We start from the raw sequence: 15,954 nt of genomic DNA on the forward strand, positions 1-15,954 counted from the left end.
TAAGATGGCATCCGTTTTTAAAATTCATTCCTCATATCAACCCGCAGGGGACCAAGTCAAGGCGATCGAAAACATCGCTGGCTCCTTTCAGAAAGGAGAGGACAAGGTCACACTCGTGGGAGTCACGGGCTCCGGTAAAACCTTTACGATGGCTCAGGTGATTCAGAATTTAGGACTTCCGACCTTGGTCTTGTCGCATAACAAAACTTTGGCGGCTCAGCTGTTTCGAGAGTTTAAGGAATTCTTTCCCGAAAACGCGGTCGAATATTTCGTTTCTTATTACGATTATTACCAACCGGAAGCCTACGTCCCATCCTCCGATACGTTTATCGAAAAGGACAGTTCCATCAACGAGGAGATCGACAAACTGAGACTGCGCGCGACTTCTTCTCTTTTGGAAAGAAGCGACGTCGTCATCGTCAGTTCCGTTTCCTGCATCTACGGTTTGGGTTCTCCGGAAGAATATACCAACTCCGTTGTCGCATTAAAAGTAGGGGATACCGTCGAACGGGACGCGGTCATCCGCAAACTTCTTCATATACAATACAACCGAAACGATATAGACTTTTCGAGAGGAAACTTCCGTGTCCGCGGGGATTCGATCGAAATTTATCCCGCATATCACACGGATGGAATTCGAATCGAATTTTTCGGAGACGAAATCGATTCGATCAGCAGAATCAATCCGGTAACCGCACAAACGATTCTTAAATTAGAAAAAGCTTATATATATCCCGCGAAACACTTCATCACTTCCGGTCCGAAGGTCAAGGAAGCGGTGGGAAACATCCGCGCAGAAGTCGAAGCGCAGGCGGACTTCTTTAGAAAGAACAACAAACTCCTCGAAGCGGAACGAATCACTTCCAGAACGAACTACGATATGGAAATGCTTCAGGAAATGGGATACTGCAACGGAATCGAAAACTATTCCAGACATCTCACGGGAAGAAAAGCCGGAGAACGTCCCGCATGTCTCATCGATTATTTCCAGGGAGAATTCTTACTGATCGTCGACGAATCCCACGTTACCATTCCTCAGATCGGAGGAATGTTCGCGGGAGACAAAGCCCGCAAACAAACGTTAGTCGACTTCGGTTTTCGTTTACCGAGCGCGCTCGACAACAGACCGCTGAACTTTCAAGAGTTCGAATCGTTGACTCCGAAAACTTTGTATGTTTCCGCGACTCCCGCTGAATACGAATTCGAAAAAAGCACTCAGGTGGTCGAACAGATCATCCGTCCAACGGGTCTTTTGGATCCGATCGTGGAAGTGCGTCCCACTAAAAATCAGATCGAGGATCTGCTCGTTGAAATCCGCAAAAGGATCGACGCGGGCGAACGGATTCTCGTCACAACTCTTACGAAAAAGATGTCGGAAGATTTAACCGATTACTACGAAGAGATCGGATTGAAGGTCGCGTATCTTCACTCGGAAGTTGAAACCTTGGATCGGGTCGCGATCATCCGCGATTTGAGAAAGGGGATCTACGACGTTCTGATCGGTATCAATCTTTTACGGGAAGGTCTTGATATTCCCGAGGTTTCCTTGGTCGCGATCCTCGACGCGGATAAGGAAGGTTTTTTAAGAAATTATAAATCTCTAATACAGACCATAGGCCGCGCCGCTCGTAACGTCAACGGGACCGCGATTCTTTACGCGGACAAGATGACCGATTCGATGACCAAGGCGATCGACGAAACCGATCGACGTAGAAAAATCCAGGAAGCGCATAACCTGAAATTCGGAATCACTCCGCTTACGATCAAGAAAGAAGTCGCGGACATCATCGAACGAGAGGAAAAGGAACAAACTTCGGAGGATCTGATCCTCGAAGACTTGGAGAAAAAATTCAATTCCAAGAAGTTCCCGAACAAGGAAGACTTGAAGGATAAACTCCGCGAAGAAATGCTCAAGGCCGCTAAAGATCTCGATTTTGAAAGAGCCGCAATCCTACGGGATAAAATGATGTCGATCCAAACGGACGAATCTACGACCGAAAACTAAAAGAAAGGAATTCATTTTGATAACGATCATCATCTGTCTCGTCACGTTCGGTATGAGTATCTGGTGTTTTTCATCCGAAGAAAAACTCGGCAAGTTCATTCTTACTCCGTATCGTTTGGAAAGAAATAAGAACTATTACACTCTTCTTACGTCCGGTTTTATTCACGCGGATTGGATGCATCTTATCTTCAACATGGTTTCGTTTTATTCTTTCGGTAGAAATTTGGAAATCACCGTGGGTCCGATCAAATATATTCTTTTTTATCTGGGAACGATTCTGATCACCAGCGTCATTTCCTGGAGAAAAAATTTGGACAATCCTCTTTACGCCACGTTAGGCGCTTCCGGCGGAGTCTGCGGCGTATTGTTTGCGACCATTCTTTTTTATCCGAACATGTCCTTGTATATGATGTTTATACCGATTCCGATTCCCGGCGCGATCTACGCGGTTTTGTATCTTGCGTATACTTATTTCTCCTCGAGAAGCGGAGCCGCGGACGGAATCAATCACGACGCGCATCTTTGGGGTGCGTTATGCGGAATCGCCTTCGCACTTTTGATGGACCCGGAAATTTTGGGAAGAGTTCTCAGGAATATGTCCGGCGCCGGAGATTGAGGACACTTCTCCGGTTTTAAACCGAACTTATAAAGGAGCGGGTTAAGATTTATCCCGCTTTTTCGATTTTAGTTTTGATAAACTTACGGTAATTATCCGAACCGAAACTTACGTCTAGCTTAATCACCTCGGGCGCGAGATACGGATGATGTTTCATGATGTATTCCTCGATTTTCGGATACTGATCGGATCGGGCTTTGATCATGATTTTATTTTCGGTATCCATCGCGATCTTTCCATCCCACTGATACATCAGGGTAACCTCGGGAAAAATCGTTCCCGAAATGATAATTCCTTCCTGAAGCATCTCGGAAATCTGAATTTCGGCAAGATCCCGATCGCTCAGAGTTGTAAATACGATAATCTCGTTTGAACTGGACATATTTTCTCCGGGGGAAAATATTCGGAGGTTTCTAAGAATTGGCAAGAAGTTTTTAACCGTTAATCCGAAATGATTTTTACGGTTTGTTCCGAAGGAGAAAATTCTAAATTAGAAAATTCTCATTGAGATTGAGGGCCGGGAGTGGTGGGTGTTGTGCTCGTTTCTCCCGAAAGAATTCGGCTCGGAAGTTTGCAGAATTGATTACAACGATCCATACACTGTCTTTGTTTTGCGCTTCTGTAGCCGATCACAGGAAGAAAGATGGAAGTAAACGGATACCATTCTTCCATACAATTTGTCTGGCACTTCGCCAAAAGTTGTGTGCACGCATTCTCATAGGAATAACCGGAACTCTGACTGTGAACGAGTTCGAGTCCTTCGGGTGAAAGTCCGAGTCTTTTTCCTTCTCGGATCAATCGGGCTCGTTCCACCTGTGTTAGGTTGGCCTCTTCCGCCGTAGGGAACGCATCGGGAGAAGGAGCTTTTTTATCGCTCTTCTGATTCGGATTATCCCAGTCGACTCGAACCAAACAATTCACGTTTACGATCGAGATCGTCAGAATACATATCAGAAAAGAATGAAGAACGAACTTCGAGTTCATGGAAGGCCTTTCTAAATTCTCTCAAACGTTCCGAAAAAAGCCAGTCAAAATCAAGGAAGAAGATCGCTAACTTAGAAGGCAATTTGTCGAATTTTTTGATCGTCAATAAATTTCAAAAAATAACGACCCGAAAGAAAAAGAATCGATCAAGACGTGTTGAAAAAAAGAGTGAGTGTTAGTATGAGAATTTGGCTTTTTCTAATTTGGATCGGATTGATTCTTTCGTGCGCCTCCGTCGGGCACGAGGGAGAAGTTGTTTTAAAAAGCACGGTTCGTTCTTTTGCCCCGAAACAACTCGATCGTTCTCCGTTCGAAGGATTTCCAATCGCACTTCCCGAAGACGCTGGTTTGGATTCCGCACCTCTACTTCGTTTATCAAAATCGATTCGTGAAGAAGGAATCGAGGTTCGTTCCCTATTGATCTTAAAAGACGGAAAACTCGTCATGGAACGTTATGCGGGAGGTGTGACCCGCAATCACAATCACAGCGTTTATTCGGTTACAAAAACCGTAACGTCCACGTTACTCGGCATCTTAAACTTCGAAGGAATTCTCAAAAATGTGGACGAACCCGTGATGAATTCTTTGCGTTCTCTCGGAAATCTTCCCTTTCCTTTGATCGAAGGTAAGGAATCCCTGAAGCTCAGGGACGTTCTTCACATGGCTTCGGGAATGCGTTGGTCCGAGTTTCCGGAACGAGACGATATCAGAACGGCGGAAGATCCGCTCGTCATCGCGTTGTTACCCGAAGTGAAGGATAGACCGGGAACTAAGTTCGATTACAGCAACGGAGATTCTCAACTGGCCGCGGCGGTTTTGGAAAACAAAGCCGGTATGACCCTCCTTCATTTTGCGGAGAAGACTTTGTTCTCTTGGCTCGACTTCAAAGGTTATGAATGGTATACTTCTCCATCGGGAAGACAAACCGCGGGATTCGGTTTGCGACTCAAGCCCGTGGATATGTTGAAACTCGGAACCTTATATCTGGACAACGGAAGTTATAGAGGTAAAAAAATTCTCAAGCCCGAATGGATCAAACAAGCAATCCAACCCGGGGCGGGACAAAACTACGGTTATCAACTTTGGACGCATCAGTTCGAAGGTAAAAAAACGTTTATGGCGAACGGAAAGGGAAGTCAGTTTGTGTACGTCATTCCTCACAGAAGAATGGTGATCGTAACCACTTCCGCGATTTGGGATAAGCCGATTAGTTTTCTTTTGGATAAGATTCTCGCGGGCGTAAAGGAATCTCTGGATTCCAAGGATAAGAAAAAAAATCCGGAGAAGGAAGCGGAGTTCTTAAAGGAAATTCACGAGGCTTCGATCACGATCGGAAACGCCGCGCTCTGGAAGGATCTGGACGAACCACATCTGATTCACCATTCTAAACATTAGAAAAGAAGAATATTATAGAACACGCAAGTTTTTCCGTTTTTGCGCGTCGGTGTCGATCTTTACCGCTATTTGCTAGGTCCTTGAAACCCGCGGGTCGATCGGTTCGGAATCGGAAACGTTTGTTCGTAATTTTTTAGGGATTTTTCGTCTTTAATCCTGCGATCAACGTTTTCAGAAGCGCGCTTAACGCGTCCTTACGATCCTGGTCGATGGATTCCAAAACCAAACGGGGATGGTGAAACGAGGCCGTTCCTTCAAAAAGAATTCTCGCGCCTTCCTTTGCGTTCGAACAAAAAAAGATTCCGGAGGACATTCCCTTGTTTACCAATTCGGTAAGTAGCGCGTCCATGTGAGTAAGATGCGAAACCACGAAGGGTCTTGTTTTTTCGGCGGAAAGATTGAAAGCGTTGAAAAGTCTCGGATCCGATAATACTTTTTCGCGTTTCATGAGATGTAAGGTCATAAACCATTCGAAAAGAATTTCCTCGACGGGCGCGTCCTTCTTGGAAATTTTTTCCAACTCACGATCGATTCGATCCAACCATCTTTTGGAAACCTCGTCCAGAAGAGACTGTTTGTCCGAAAAGAATTTATACAAAGCCGCGTGACTTACTTTGAGTTCTCTTGCGATGTCCGTCAGCTTAAGACGCTCGACTCCGTTCTTGCGGATTTCTTCTTCCGTCGAATCGAGCGCCTTGTTATAAAGTTCTTCCGGCGTTAAGCCTGTTCTGGGCATAAATCATTTGGCTACGGTCTGCATTTGAAAGGCCGGATATCTTTCTCCTTGAAACGAACCGTCCGGAAAAGAATCGGAGATTCTTTTTAATTCTTCCTTGGAAAGTTCGATGGAGATCGCTCCTAAGTTTTCTTTCAAGCTACTCGTTCTTGTGGAGCCGATCAAAGGAACGATATCGTTTCCTTGATGAAGCACCCAAGCGATGGCGAGTTGTGCGGGACTGCAGTTTTTTTCCTTTGCGAGTTCTTGAAGCACATTGACCTGCTCCAAATTGGATTCAAGGTTTTTTCCCATAAAGCGGGGAGAATGGGATCTAAAATCTCCCGTTTCCAACGCGCCCGAAATTTTTCCGGAAAGAAGTCCTCTGGACAAAACTCCGTAGGCGACGATTCCTATTCCGAGTTCTCGCGCCGTGGAAAGAATTTCCTTTTCGATCAATCTTGTCGCGATCGAGTATTCGATTTCGAGAGCTGTCACCGGATGAATTTTATGAGCGCGTCTTATGTTCTCGGGATTCGCTTCGGACAAACCCAGATAACGCACCTTTCCTTCTTCGATCAGTTCTTTGATCGCACCCACCGTGTCTTCAATCGGAACCGTAGGATCGACACGAGACGGTTGATAGATATCAATCGCATCCACTCCGAGTCTTGTCAAAGAATACGCCGCAAAATTCTTAACCGCGTTCGGTCTTGCGTCGTATCCGGTGAATCCACCTTGAGGGGTTCTCATCGCGCCGAACTTCACGCTGATCAAAGGTTTGTTCGAAACGGTTTTTAACGCTTCGGCGATCAAAAGTTCGTTGTGACCGATTCCGTAAAAGTCGCCCGTGTTGAGAAGATTGATTCCCGAGTCGAGAGCCGCGTGAATCGTGCGGAGACTTTCGGCTCTGTCTCGGGTTTCCTTCGTTCCGTAGAAGTCCGACATCCCCATACAACCGAGGCCGATTTCCGAAACGAGAGGACCTTGATTTCCTAATTTTCTTTGTTTCATCTGATTCTCCTTTAGTTACAAGTAACAAAATATGAAATTTGTAACCAAGGTCAAGTAGAAAATCGCAAGAGGGTGCATGCTCGGGCGGATTTTGGAGGAGTTCCCACAAGTCCAGGGCGCGGGAGAAAGAGGAATTCGTGGAATTTGTATGAGTTCCCACAAATTTCCGGAAGGTCGATGGTTTTGGAAATCGCGGGATCTTTACGGAGAACGTAGTAGTTCCTACATTCTCGCTTAATTTTTAGTTCTTGCTTCTAAGACGCGGATGGCGGCGGCCTTTCTTCGATTCTGAGCCGTTTCCCGACTTACCTTCACCTTTTCCACAAGATGAGAGGTTGCGGTCGTAGGATGACCCGAAGTAAACGGGGGAGCGGGGTTGTATTCGATCATCAATTGGATTTCTTCGGCGAGATCCGTACCGAAAAATTCCGCGGTGAGAAAAAGGGCGAAGTCGATTCCGGCTGTAACTCCGCCTCCGGTGATTCGGTTGCGATCTCTCACAAAACGTTCTCCCGAAATCTGAACCGGAAATAATTTTAAGACATCCAAAGAAAGCCAATGAGTTGTCGCCTTGTAACCGTCCAAAAGACTGGCGGCCGCAAGAACCAAGGAACCCGTACAAACCGAAGTGATAAATTTTGAATTCTCCGCTTTCGCTTTTAGAAAATCCAAAACTTCGAATTCTTCCATGAGAAGAGTCGTACCCGAACCGCCCGGAACAAGAAGAATGTCTAGATCGGGACAGGTCGCAAAATCATAATCGGGTAAGAATTTCATTCCCGATTCCGTATCGATCGGTCCTTTCGTTTGCGCGAATAAAAAAACCTTCGCGTTCGGGATTCTCGAGAACACTTCGAAAGGTCCGGTGAAGTCGAGTTGAGTGACGCCGGGAAAGATAAAAATTCCGATCGAAAAATTTGAACCTGGCATAACACAGAGCATGAACTTTAAAACGCGACTTACAAGTCATTTTTGAATTCGAAATCTTTCGAAACCTTGATGCAAAAACGACAGGGCATTCAAAACTAAGTCCGTGAGTTATGATAAATATCTATTCCTCGACGTGGGCGACACGATTCTTCATTTAAAAAAATCCGCGGGCGAAACCTATCTTGAAATTCTTTTGGAAGCGGGATTGAAAGAGGAGAAAAACGCCGGAGAGATTTATAGAAAGGCTTTCTCCGAATCCTGGCATAAGATGCACGAGAATGCTCCGCCCGAACACAGGGACAAATATCAGTTTCATTCGGGAGGAACTCCGGGTTGGTGGAAGGAATTACTTTCCGATTTTCTGGAAAGAATTCCCGATCGTGTTCCGCTTGAAAAAGCGTTTCCCATCATCTATCATAGATTCGCCGATCCGGAACTTTGGAACGTGGATCCGGGTTTTTGGGAGCTCAAGGATTTTTGTAAGAATGAGAATTGGGGGCTCGGCGTGATTTCCAATTGGGATCATCGTCTGCGCGCGCTTTTGGAAGCGAAAGGTATATTAGAACATTTGAATCCTGTAATCGTAAGCGCGGAGTTCGGATATGAAAAACCTTCCCCGAAAATTTTCGAAGAAGCGATGAGGCTCGTCGATCTTCCGGGAAAATATTTGGTGTATTGCGGAGACAAATACGACTTGGACGTGGTCGTTCCCAAATCTCTCGGTTGGAGATCGTATCTTAAAAAAGAGGAAGGGGATTTGAATTCTCTTTCGGAGTTGATCGGTCTTCTTTAAGAATGGACTTATCGTATTACATAGAATTGATCGGCGTCGGATTTTTTGCGCTTTCGGGCGCGTTAGCCGCCGCGGAAAGGAAAAGTCATCATCACGATATATTCAGCGCGTTTTTTACGGGCTTTATCACCGCGATCGGAGGCGGAACACTTCGAGACATCACACTCGGAAATTATCCGGTCGCTTGGGTTCGGGATGAAAACGTTCTTTGGGCGATCTTTATCGGTTTTGTAATCACAATTCTTTTTGCAAGGTATTGGCCTAAATTGAAACGAGAGATTTTCGTTTTCGATTCGATTGGAATCGGAATTTATACCGTGATCGGAACGAAAATTTCTTTGGCAACTGGAGTGAATCCGTTCGGCTCGGTGATTCTCGGGATGATCTCCGCAATTTTCGGAGGAGTGATCCGGGACACTTTGATCAACGAGGTTCCTTTGATTTTTCGTAAGGAAATTTATGCGACGGCGTGTTTGGCCGGAGCCACTTTGTATGTTTTATTAGGATATTTGAATGTAAATCCGGATTGGAACACCGGTCTCTCCGTTTGTCTTGTGGTTTTGATCCGAGTTGTCGCGGTTCGGTTTAATCTTTCCCTTCCCACCTTCCGACTTCCTCAGTAAAACGTTTCGCCGACGAGAATTTTATATTCGGAAATTATAAAGTTCTTCGTCGGCGTTTTTGAAAGTCGTCTCGTTATTGCAGAACGAATTCTTTCGAAGTTCCGGTCACCTTTTTGTAAGTCCATAGGAACAACCAGAATTGTTTCGCAAGTCCGTTGTAGACGATTCTATACGTTCCCGGAGATTGGTTTCGAACGAGCCAAGTGATCGTAACCTCGGAAGTGGGAGAAAGATCTCCTCCGGTTCTTACCCAATCGAATGCGGTATAAGGATCGTTGTCCGTCGCGATCGTTGTCCACTGACTTCCATTCTTCCTTTGAATCTCGAGATACGTATAACGACTCGGATCGTAAAAGGAGGAAAGGGTTCCGTCCAACTTCTTATCCTGAACCACTCGAGGATGTGTTCCTTGAAACTTGGCGGTGACGACATCCTTGTTTTTATTATACGAAGTTTTTACATCCGTTAAAACCTTTCCGAAATCTCCGCCGTCGTTCACGATTCCGTTCTGTGACAACCAAGTCTGAATGAACTGTTGATTGGAAAGATCGGGAGGATTCGGTCCCGGACTTGTGTTTCTACCCGCGACGATGTCCTTTGCGATACGATCGAATTCCTGCTGAAGCGCGGCGTTCGACCAAGGTCCGTATGCGGTAAAACCTCCTTCGAAGTTTTGCGCGGAATATTCTTCCCTTGTGGTTAAATACTGCGCGTAACCGTTTGCCATCGCCGAGACGATCACGTTCGAATAACCCGCGCTCGATAGAGTGGATGAGATTCTATTCTTCAATCTTCTTCCGGCCTGTGTCGTGATCTCGAACGGCGAAGTAAGAATCGCGGTGTTTCCGATCGTAAGAATTTGCAACGGAAGAATCACGGGAACAAACGGAACCTGAGGATTCGGAAACCAAAAGCTGTCGACTTCTCCCACGGGAAGAAGGGTGAACTTCTCCTTGTCGCATCCTTCATACTTCGTGGAGTTTAACGCGAGTTGTGCGAGAGGCCAGAACACTCCTAAGATCTGCGCGGCTCCGCTTAGATTGGTGAGATTGTAATTCTTTTTTACCCAGACTCCGTTTTCTAAAACGAAATCGTTTCGAATCTCTCCTTCCTTTGCAAATTCAACGGGAGCGCCTTCTTCGTCACCGGCGAGAAATCCTCCGCCGATCGTCGCGACGCATGTGGTCGCGCCGGAAGCGCTATCCCAAGGCATACTGTTCGAACCGATATAAGCGGGATCGACTCCGATCTTTTGATTCCAGGTTACGTGAGAATGTCGATAGCCTACGTTACCCGTAATCGCGGTCGTAGCGGAGTTGTACAGTTCGAGAGCCTTGTTTCCCTGAAGAGTTCCGTGAACGATCGGATTTTCCAGAGCGTCCAAGTTCGGATCCAAGTCGTTCGGTCTGAGGAACGGTTTGGTAATATCGGTCGGATTGGGTTGGTTCGGACTGGAATCTCCCATCGGTCCTTGTGGAAACGCCGCCACGAAATTATTTCCCATCGTAGTTTCCACAAGATGAGAAGCGTATCCCTTGTTGTCCCCGTGCGCTCTTCTGTTGGAAATCCCCAAGGAAGTTCCGTGAACGGCAAACCAGTTGATGAGTCCGATCGGAGTCCCGTCGGTCGCTTCAAAACGCAAAAGAGTCATCGTCTCTTCTATGTTCTTGGAATAATTCGACTTGTCAGCGTTCCATTCGTAAGCCGCGGAAGAACGGTTGTGAGCGGCGCCTACCAGATTTCCGGAAGCGAAACGAATTCTCGCTTCTCTTCTTTGATTGTAAGCCGCTTTGATCGATTCGGTGATTCCGTTTACAAGAATATTATAATGAACCTTATCAAAGCCCACAACTCCATTAAAAAGATTGAATAGAGTATACCACGACGTGTTGGACGGAGCCGAATGAGTATGTGTCGCAAAAAGAACCACGTTCTCTTGGTTGAATGCGGAACCGTATCCGTCCGCTTGTAGTTTTTGAACGACTCCCATCTTCACACCTTGATACATGTGAAGCATATCGTTCGTTACGATCGCGACGATCTTACCGCCCGGACGTTCGATTACGAATGCTCTTGAAAAAAGACGCATCGCCAAACCGGACATTTGATCTCCCGGGCTGTTGTAACCCGTGCTGGATTGAACGAATGGTCCCGTAATGTCGGACTTGGAAGCGCCCACTAAAAACACATCGGGCGCGGTGGATGTTAATAACGTTTGGCTGTCGACCGGTTTGCGATCGTTTAGGTTTGTCGAAGCCGTTCCTTCGTTTAACAACGTTAATATTGTATCGTTGTCGTTTTTCTTTTCCGAACAATCCGCGAACACGCAACAGACGAGCACGATGAACGTGATTTTCCAATTCTCTTTTTTCATTTTTATTTCTCCCGAACTCTTGGAGGCGTATCCGAAAATCAAGGAAGGTCAAACAAAAATTAAAATTAGGCGTAAAATTCAAGCGTTCGATAAAAAATAAAACAAAGAGGAATCTATTTTAGAACACGTTTATCGTTTTAAAAATCCATAATATAAACGGAATATAAGTGGGAGATAATCGATGTAAGGGATGAATTTTGATAGATCGTAAGACGAGATCTAATTGTAGAACGTTCTATTTTGAAATCAAGCAAAAAGTTTAAACCGAATTAAAATACATTCAAAAAAATGAATATATTTTTAAATCGATATATGCCGTGTTCTGTGTTTTTTTTTGTACTCGCTCGTCTGTGATTTTTCGAATCAACCCGCTTTCATTCGGGCGCGAAAATTCTCCCTTGAAACGTTTGGATAAAAAACTACATCGAAATCGAAGGTATAAAAATCCCTCAAAAGCGTTAGAATTCTACTTGAGGCTGAAATGGATTCTCTTATAAGAGTCGGAACCATTTCGATTTGAGGAAACCATGAGCGCGATCCTATCCAATTTCAATCATCCTAGATTTAAAACGAACGACACGGGCGGACATTATGAAAGTTGGTTTGTGCGCGCCAATCATCCAAACGCGTGTAAGGCGGTTTGGATCCGTTATACGATTTTTTCTCCGAAAGGAAATCCGGAAAAAGCGATCGGAGAATTGTGGGCGATCTATTTCGACGGTGATCAGAACACGCACTTCGTATCCAAGTCGGAGTTTCCGATCCATCGATGCAAATTCGATCCGACTCCTTTGTCGATTCGGATCGGCGACTCGGAACTTTCGGATTCTCATCTGAAAGGAAAGGCCGGAAATAAAAAAGGTCCCGAGGATTTTTTCTGGGATCTGAAAATTTCCGGAGGAAGTCCTCCGCTTTTTCTTTTTCCCGAGAATTTATACGAAGGAGGTTTTCCGAAGGCAAAGGTTTTAGTGGGAAATCCTTGGGTTCGTATATCAGGAAAATTGAATGTAGGATCGGAAGAGATCGATCTCGACAATTGGATCGGAAGCCACAACCACAACTGGGGATCCAAACATACGGATCAATACGCGTGGGGACAAGTGGTCGGCTTCGAGGAAGAATCGGATTCTTTTCTAGAACTTGCGACCGCAAAGTTGAAGATTGGACCTCTGTGGACTCCGGCGATCACGCCGATCGTGTTTCGATTTCGAGGAAAGGATTATAAACTCAATCATCCCTTGGCCGGATTCGGAAGGGCAAAGTATCGTTACTTCGATTGGAATTTTTCGGCGAGTTCCAAAGAGATTCAAATCAAGGGGAGAATTTTCGCGGACCCTCGCGACTTCGCTTGTCTTCAATATTGGAATCCACCCGGCGGTTGGAAACATTGTTTGAATAGTAAGATCGCAAACGCCGAAGTGTTCGTAAAAAGAAAAGAGGATTCGAACTTCTTCAAGCTCACCGCAAAACGAAAGGCCGCCTTTGAAATCTTAACGGACGATTTTTCCCACGGAATGAAACCGGAAGTGTAAAAGAGACAAAAATAATAATGCGAAATCGAAAACCGTCGAGAAGAACGTATTAAAATCCGTATATTCAGTTTGGAATATTTTAAATATCGGTTATACTTCTGATTCCCAAGCGAGGAGTAAGAATATGGAAACCGTTTCCGGTAAGAATATAACGATTCAGTTTGACGGTAAAAAATGCATTCATTCCAGGAATTGCGTCCTCAATCGACCGGACGTTTTTGTTCCGAACGTGGAAGGAGAATGGATTTATCCGGATCGCGCGACCGCCGGTGAAATTCAAAATCTTGCGCTCAATTGTCCTTCGGGTGCGATTCGATATACGAGTAAGAACGAATCCGAAAACGAAAAGGCTCCTCTCGTAAATAAGGTTTACGTAAGGGAGAACGGTCCGCTTGCGTTTCACGCGGATCTGGATTTGACGGGTCAAAACGATTTAGGATTTCGCATAACGTTGTGTCGTTGTGGGGCGTCCAAAAACAAACCGTTTTGCGATTCGAGCCACAATGAAATTAAATTCTCCGCTTCGGGAGAACCTTTAACCAAAGAATCTTCTCCACTGGAAATTAGAAACGGTAAGGTTTCTATCAAAGCCACACACAACGGTCCGTTGAAGGTAGGCGGAAATTTGGAAATCTGTTCCGGCACCGGAAGGACGATCGATCGAGTTCACGAAGCTTATTTGTGTCGTTGCGGAGGATCTTCGAACAAACCCTTTTGTGACGGAACTCATAAGAAGAACGGATTTCAAGGTTAGAATTTATTTTAGAAAGTGGGAGAAGGCGAGTTTCCAGTAAAGATACTGATGAATCAAGGTGATCTTGAGCCAACCGTTCTTCTTATACTTACGATCGCTCGTTTCCAAATACGCGTTCAATCGGTTTAATCGAATTCCGTTTTCCTGCGCGGTCCACACAAACAGAAGATCCTCGCCGTAAGAGGAGGTTTCGTCGAAACCGCCCGACCTTAAAAAATTCTCCTTACGAATACAAAGTCCTTGGTCTCCGAAAGGAGAATTCAAAAACCGCGATCGAAGATTGGCGCCGTTCGCGTTGATCTTCATAAGAAAACCGTTCGGATAAAAACGTAATTTAAAGTAGTGTAATCTTTCCGGATTTTGAATGATCGATTTTTGTAATATTGAAATTGAGTTCGAATCGATTCTGCTGTCTCCGTGAAGAAACCAAAGAAATTCTCCCTTCGATTTTCGAACGCCTTCGTTTAACGTTTTGGCCCGGTTTTCCTTTCCGTTCGATTCGGAAACGACGATTTCCCAATCTTCCGGAATCAAGGAGGGAAGTTCTTCCAATAATTTTTTACATTCCGAATCCGATTTTAAAACCGGAATGACGATGGAAACCTGCTTCATCGGGATTCAATTTAGAATCTTAGAATCCGCAGGCTATTCATTTTTCTTAGGGAAGAATCATCGGAGTCGGCGAATAAATCAGATCGGCGCTCCAATCTCTTACCGGTGAAGAATCCAATCTCAGATAAAAGGTTTCTCTGGGGCCGGCGGAATTTGTCCAAAGATAAATCGATTCGTTCCAGCTTTCTCCGTTCCATACGGTGAGGTAATAGTATTTTCTCCAAAACGTATCATAATCTTTGAATGCGATTTTACTTCCGTCCTGAATACATCCTCCGTCCAAGTTTACGATTTCGAGTCGATTGGAACCGTCATTGAATTTGGGATAGTATGCGTAATTCCCGCCGCCCCCACCGAGCCACCAGTTCCAAAAGTAATTCAGTCGATGAGACGGTTCGATTCGAATTGTTCCGCTTTGTATACAAGACGGATTTGAATCGGGATTGTTCTCTTGAACCAAATTGAATTTTGTTTCCATCGTTTCAACGGTTGTGTTCGCCTTCAGCCATCCGTCCGCTTGGGAAGAATCCGCTTGGATTCTTTTTCCGGTCGCAGTCGAAACAAAAGAAACCTGATCGTATTTTCTTTTATGACCCGAACGTGTCGGAGTGTTTGCGTCCGCATAGATAAAACCGTAAACGGGATAATGATCCGAAAATTCATCGCTCGTATATCCGGAAACGTTCCAAGTTTTTGTCGAGATCGGATCGTATGCTAGGTTTTGCCAAACCTGGGGTTGAGAATTCGTTTTTGAAACGAGAATATAATCCAAATATTCGGGAGCCGCGTCTTCGTTGGAGTAGGCGGTAGTTTCGTTGGTCTTTGTGTCCCAGGTGAACGGAACTCCCGAGTATTTCGGTTCGTTTACGTTGAGAATAGAAATCATATCATAATATTCTGATGTTCCTTTGACGACGTTTAGGTCGCCCGCTATGAGGACCGTTTCCGTGTTCGGAATTCCTTTGGAAGCGATGAAATTTTTGATGTCCGTAAATTGTTCCGTTCTTACGGATCTACCCAAGTCGGAGCAGGCCGAATCCGCCGCTTGAACGTGAGTTCCTATTAGATGGATTTTCTTTCCGTTCTTGTTGATTCTTACGTAAGCGAATCCTTTGTTGGAGAACCAATCCGCGCCGCATCCCGCATTGTTGAATACGTACTGAACTTTTTCTTCGATGGGCCATTTGCTTACGATTACGACTCCTCCGTTCGTGATCGAAGCCGATCTATAATTTCCAAGAGTCGAATCCCAGCCGTCTTTGGTTCTTCCTATGACGTCGGTTTGGAACGGATATTGGGAACGAATTCCGTCCAAGAGAATTTTTCTCGCGTTGGTATCGAAGGTTTCTTCGAAGACGATCAGATCCTGGTTCTTTATATAATCCGAACTTGCAATTCGTTGCGCTCTTTCCGTTTGTCCCCAATTCGATATGAGATTCGGAAGCATATAAACGTTATGGGCGAGAATTTTGATTTGTTCGTTTTCTGAAAATTGTAACTGTTCGTTTTTGTCTTTGGAAGATAGATTCAAAATATTGAATGTTGAATTTGAGATTCCTAAAAGTGATGTGAATAGGTTTGTATCTGTGTGATTTTGATTGTCATTT

The 15,954-nt window shown here is 45.1% G+C and carries 15 protein-coding genes (1 of these 15 running past the window's edge); 7 read left to right on the forward strand and 8 right to left on the reverse strand.

The window, feature by feature from the left end; translation table 11 throughout:
- Window positions 1-4: 4 nt before the first annotated feature.
- Window positions 5-2,005, forward strand: coding sequence for an excinuclease ABC subunit UvrB (uvrB, locus tag CH367_RS02250; protein WP_100760879.1), 2,001 nt, complete (start codon window positions 5-7; stop codon window positions 2,003-2,005).
- 16 nt (window positions 2,006-2,021) lie between these two features.
- On the forward strand, window positions 2,022-2,621 hold the full coding sequence (locus CH367_RS02255; RefSeq protein ID WP_100760880.1) for a rhomboid family intramembrane serine protease: 600 nt from the start codon (window positions 2,022-2,024) through the stop codon (window positions 2,619-2,621).
- 49 nt (window positions 2,622-2,670) lie between these two features.
- Here CH367_RS02255 and cutA read toward each other — a convergent pair whose 3' ends face one another.
- A complete protein-coding gene (gene cutA, locus CH367_RS02260) occupies window positions 2,671-3,003 on the reverse strand; it encodes a divalent-cation tolerance protein CutA (protein WP_100760881.1) in 333 nt (110 codons plus the stop codon).
- A gap of 119 nt (window positions 3,004-3,122) precedes the next feature.
- Window positions 3,123-3,605 (reverse strand): LIC_10730 family protein, encoded by a 483-nt coding sequence (locus CH367_RS02265; RefSeq protein ID WP_100760882.1) that lies wholly within the window; start codon window positions 3,603-3,605, stop codon window positions 3,123-3,125.
- A 180-nt stretch (window positions 3,606-3,785) separates the two neighbouring features.
- Between CH367_RS02265 and CH367_RS02270 the strand changes: the two genes are divergently transcribed.
- Window positions 3,786-5,000, forward strand: a complete 1,215-nt coding sequence (locus CH367_RS02270) for a serine hydrolase domain-containing protein (RefSeq protein ID WP_100760883.1) — start codon at window positions 3,786-3,788, stop codon at window positions 4,998-5,000.
- A gap of 133 nt (window positions 5,001-5,133) precedes the next feature.
- On the opposite strand, the gene CH367_RS02275 is transcribed toward CH367_RS02270, so the two are convergent.
- From CH367_RS02275 to CH367_RS02285, 3 genes are all read right to left on the reverse strand, one after another.
- Window positions 5,134-5,736 (reverse strand): TetR/AcrR family transcriptional regulator, encoded by a 603-nt coding sequence (locus CH367_RS02275; protein ID WP_100760884.1) that lies wholly within the window; start codon window positions 5,734-5,736, stop codon window positions 5,134-5,136.
- 3 nt (window positions 5,737-5,739) lie between these two features.
- Window positions 5,740-6,729 carry an aldo/keto reductase gene (locus tag CH367_RS02280; RefSeq protein ID WP_100760885.1) on the reverse strand — a complete coding sequence of 330 codons (990 nt, stop codon included), beginning with the start codon at window positions 6,727-6,729 and terminating at the stop codon, window positions 5,740-5,742.
- A gap of 234 nt (window positions 6,730-6,963) precedes the next feature.
- Window positions 6,964-7,659: a DJ-1/PfpI family protein gene (locus tag CH367_RS02285; RefSeq protein ID WP_100761322.1), complete on the reverse strand. Its 696-nt coding sequence runs from the start codon at window positions 7,657-7,659 to the stop codon at window positions 6,964-6,966.
- A 103-nt stretch (window positions 7,660-7,762) separates the two neighbouring features.
- On the opposite strand from CH367_RS02285, the gene CH367_RS02290 reads away from it, so the two are divergent.
- Together CH367_RS02290 and CH367_RS02295 are read left to right on the forward strand one after the other, a co-directional pair.
- Entirely contained in the window at window positions 7,763-8,452 is a 690-nt protein-coding gene (locus tag CH367_RS02290; RefSeq protein WP_100760887.1) for an HAD-IA family hydrolase, read from the forward strand.
- 2 nt (window positions 8,453-8,454) lie between these two features.
- Complete coding sequence (locus CH367_RS02295; protein WP_100760888.1) at window positions 8,455-9,075, forward strand: trimeric intracellular cation channel family protein; 621 nt, start codon at window positions 8,455-8,457, stop codon at window positions 9,073-9,075.
- A 73-nt stretch (window positions 9,076-9,148) separates the two neighbouring features.
- Here the strand turns inward: CH367_RS02295 and CH367_RS02300 are convergent, their stop codons facing one another.
- On the reverse strand, window positions 9,149-11,449 hold the full coding sequence (locus CH367_RS02300) for a neutral/alkaline non-lysosomal ceramidase N-terminal domain-containing protein (protein WP_100761323.1): 2,301 nt from the start codon (window positions 11,447-11,449) through the stop codon (window positions 9,149-9,151).
- A gap of 527 nt (window positions 11,450-11,976) precedes the next feature.
- Here CH367_RS02300 and CH367_RS02305 point away from each other — a divergent pair.
- Together CH367_RS02305 and CH367_RS02310 are read left to right on the forward strand one after the other, a co-directional pair.
- Window positions 11,977-12,981 carry a hypothetical protein gene (locus CH367_RS02305; protein ID WP_100760889.1) on the forward strand — a complete coding sequence of 335 codons (1,005 nt, stop codon included), beginning with the start codon at window positions 11,977-11,979 and terminating at the stop codon, window positions 12,979-12,981.
- A 124-nt stretch (window positions 12,982-13,105) separates the two neighbouring features.
- Window positions 13,106-13,735 (forward strand): CDGSH iron-sulfur domain-containing protein, encoded by a 630-nt coding sequence (locus CH367_RS02310; RefSeq protein WP_100760890.1) that lies wholly within the window; start codon window positions 13,106-13,108, stop codon window positions 13,733-13,735.
- A 3-nt stretch (window positions 13,736-13,738) separates the two neighbouring features.
- Here CH367_RS02310 and CH367_RS02315 read toward each other — a convergent pair whose 3' ends face one another.
- Together CH367_RS02315 and sph are read right to left on the reverse strand one after the other, a co-directional pair.
- Window positions 13,739-14,347 (reverse strand): glycosyltransferase, encoded by a 609-nt coding sequence (locus tag CH367_RS02315; RefSeq protein WP_100760891.1) that lies wholly within the window; start codon window positions 14,345-14,347, stop codon window positions 13,739-13,741.
- A 46-nt stretch (window positions 14,348-14,393) separates the two neighbouring features.
- On the reverse strand, window positions 14,394-15,954 hold the 3' portion of the coding sequence (sph, locus tag CH367_RS02320; RefSeq protein ID WP_100760892.1) for a sphingomyelin phosphodiesterase. 122 nt of this gene lie beyond the right edge of the window; the window shows 1,561 of its 1,683 coding nt (coding positions 123-1,683); its start codon lies beyond the right edge, outside the window; it ends in the stop codon at window positions 14,394-14,396.

This window comes from Leptospira barantonii (assembly GCF_002811925.1).
GTDB lineage: Bacteria > Spirochaetota > Leptospiria > Leptospirales > Leptospiraceae > Leptospira > Leptospira barantonii.

Excerpts from the sequence above, each read along its gene's own strand:
- CH367_RS02310 (WP_100760890.1), top strand. The coding sequence starts at position 13,106 with ATGGAAACCGTTTCCGGTAAGAATATAACGATTCAGTTTGACGGTAAA.
- CH367_RS02305 (WP_100760889.1), top strand. The coding sequence starts at position 11,977 with ATGAGCGCGATCCTATCCAATTTCAATCATCCTAGATTTAAAACGAAC.
- CH367_RS02275 (WP_100760884.1), bottom strand. The coding sequence starts at position 5,736 with ATGCCCAGAACAGGCTTAACGCCGGAAGAACTTTATAACAAGGCGCTC.
- CH367_RS02265 (WP_100760882.1), bottom strand. The coding sequence starts at position 3,605 with ATGAACTCGAAGTTCGTTCTTCATTCTTTTCTGATATGTATTCTGACG.
- CH367_RS02295 (WP_100760888.1), top strand. The coding sequence starts at position 8,455 with ATGGACTTATCGTATTACATAGAATTGATCGGCGTCGGATTTTTTGCG.
- CH367_RS02300 (WP_100761323.1), bottom strand. The coding sequence starts at position 11,449 with ATGAAAAAAGAGAATTGGAAAATCACGTTCATCGTGCTCGTCTGTTGC.
- CH367_RS02280 (WP_100760885.1), bottom strand. The coding sequence starts at position 6,729 with ATGAAACAAAGAAAATTAGGAAATCAAGGTCCTCTCGTTTCGGAAATC.
- uvrB (WP_100760879.1), top strand. The coding sequence starts at position 5 with ATGGCATCCGTTTTTAAAATTCATTCCTCATATCAACCCGCAGGGGAC.
- CH367_RS02315 (WP_100760891.1), bottom strand. The coding sequence starts at position 14,347 with ATGAAGCAGGTTTCCATCGTCATTCCGGTTTTAAAATCGGATTCGGAA.
- CH367_RS02285 (WP_100761322.1), bottom strand. The coding sequence starts at position 7,659 with ATGCCAGGTTCAAATTTTTCGATCGGAATTTTTATCTTTCCCGGCGTC.
- cutA (WP_100760881.1), bottom strand. The coding sequence starts at position 3,003 with ATGTCCAGTTCAAACGAGATTATCGTATTTACAACTCTGAGCGATCGG.
- CH367_RS02270 (WP_100760883.1), top strand. The coding sequence starts at position 3,786 with ATGAGAATTTGGCTTTTTCTAATTTGGATCGGATTGATTCTTTCGTGC.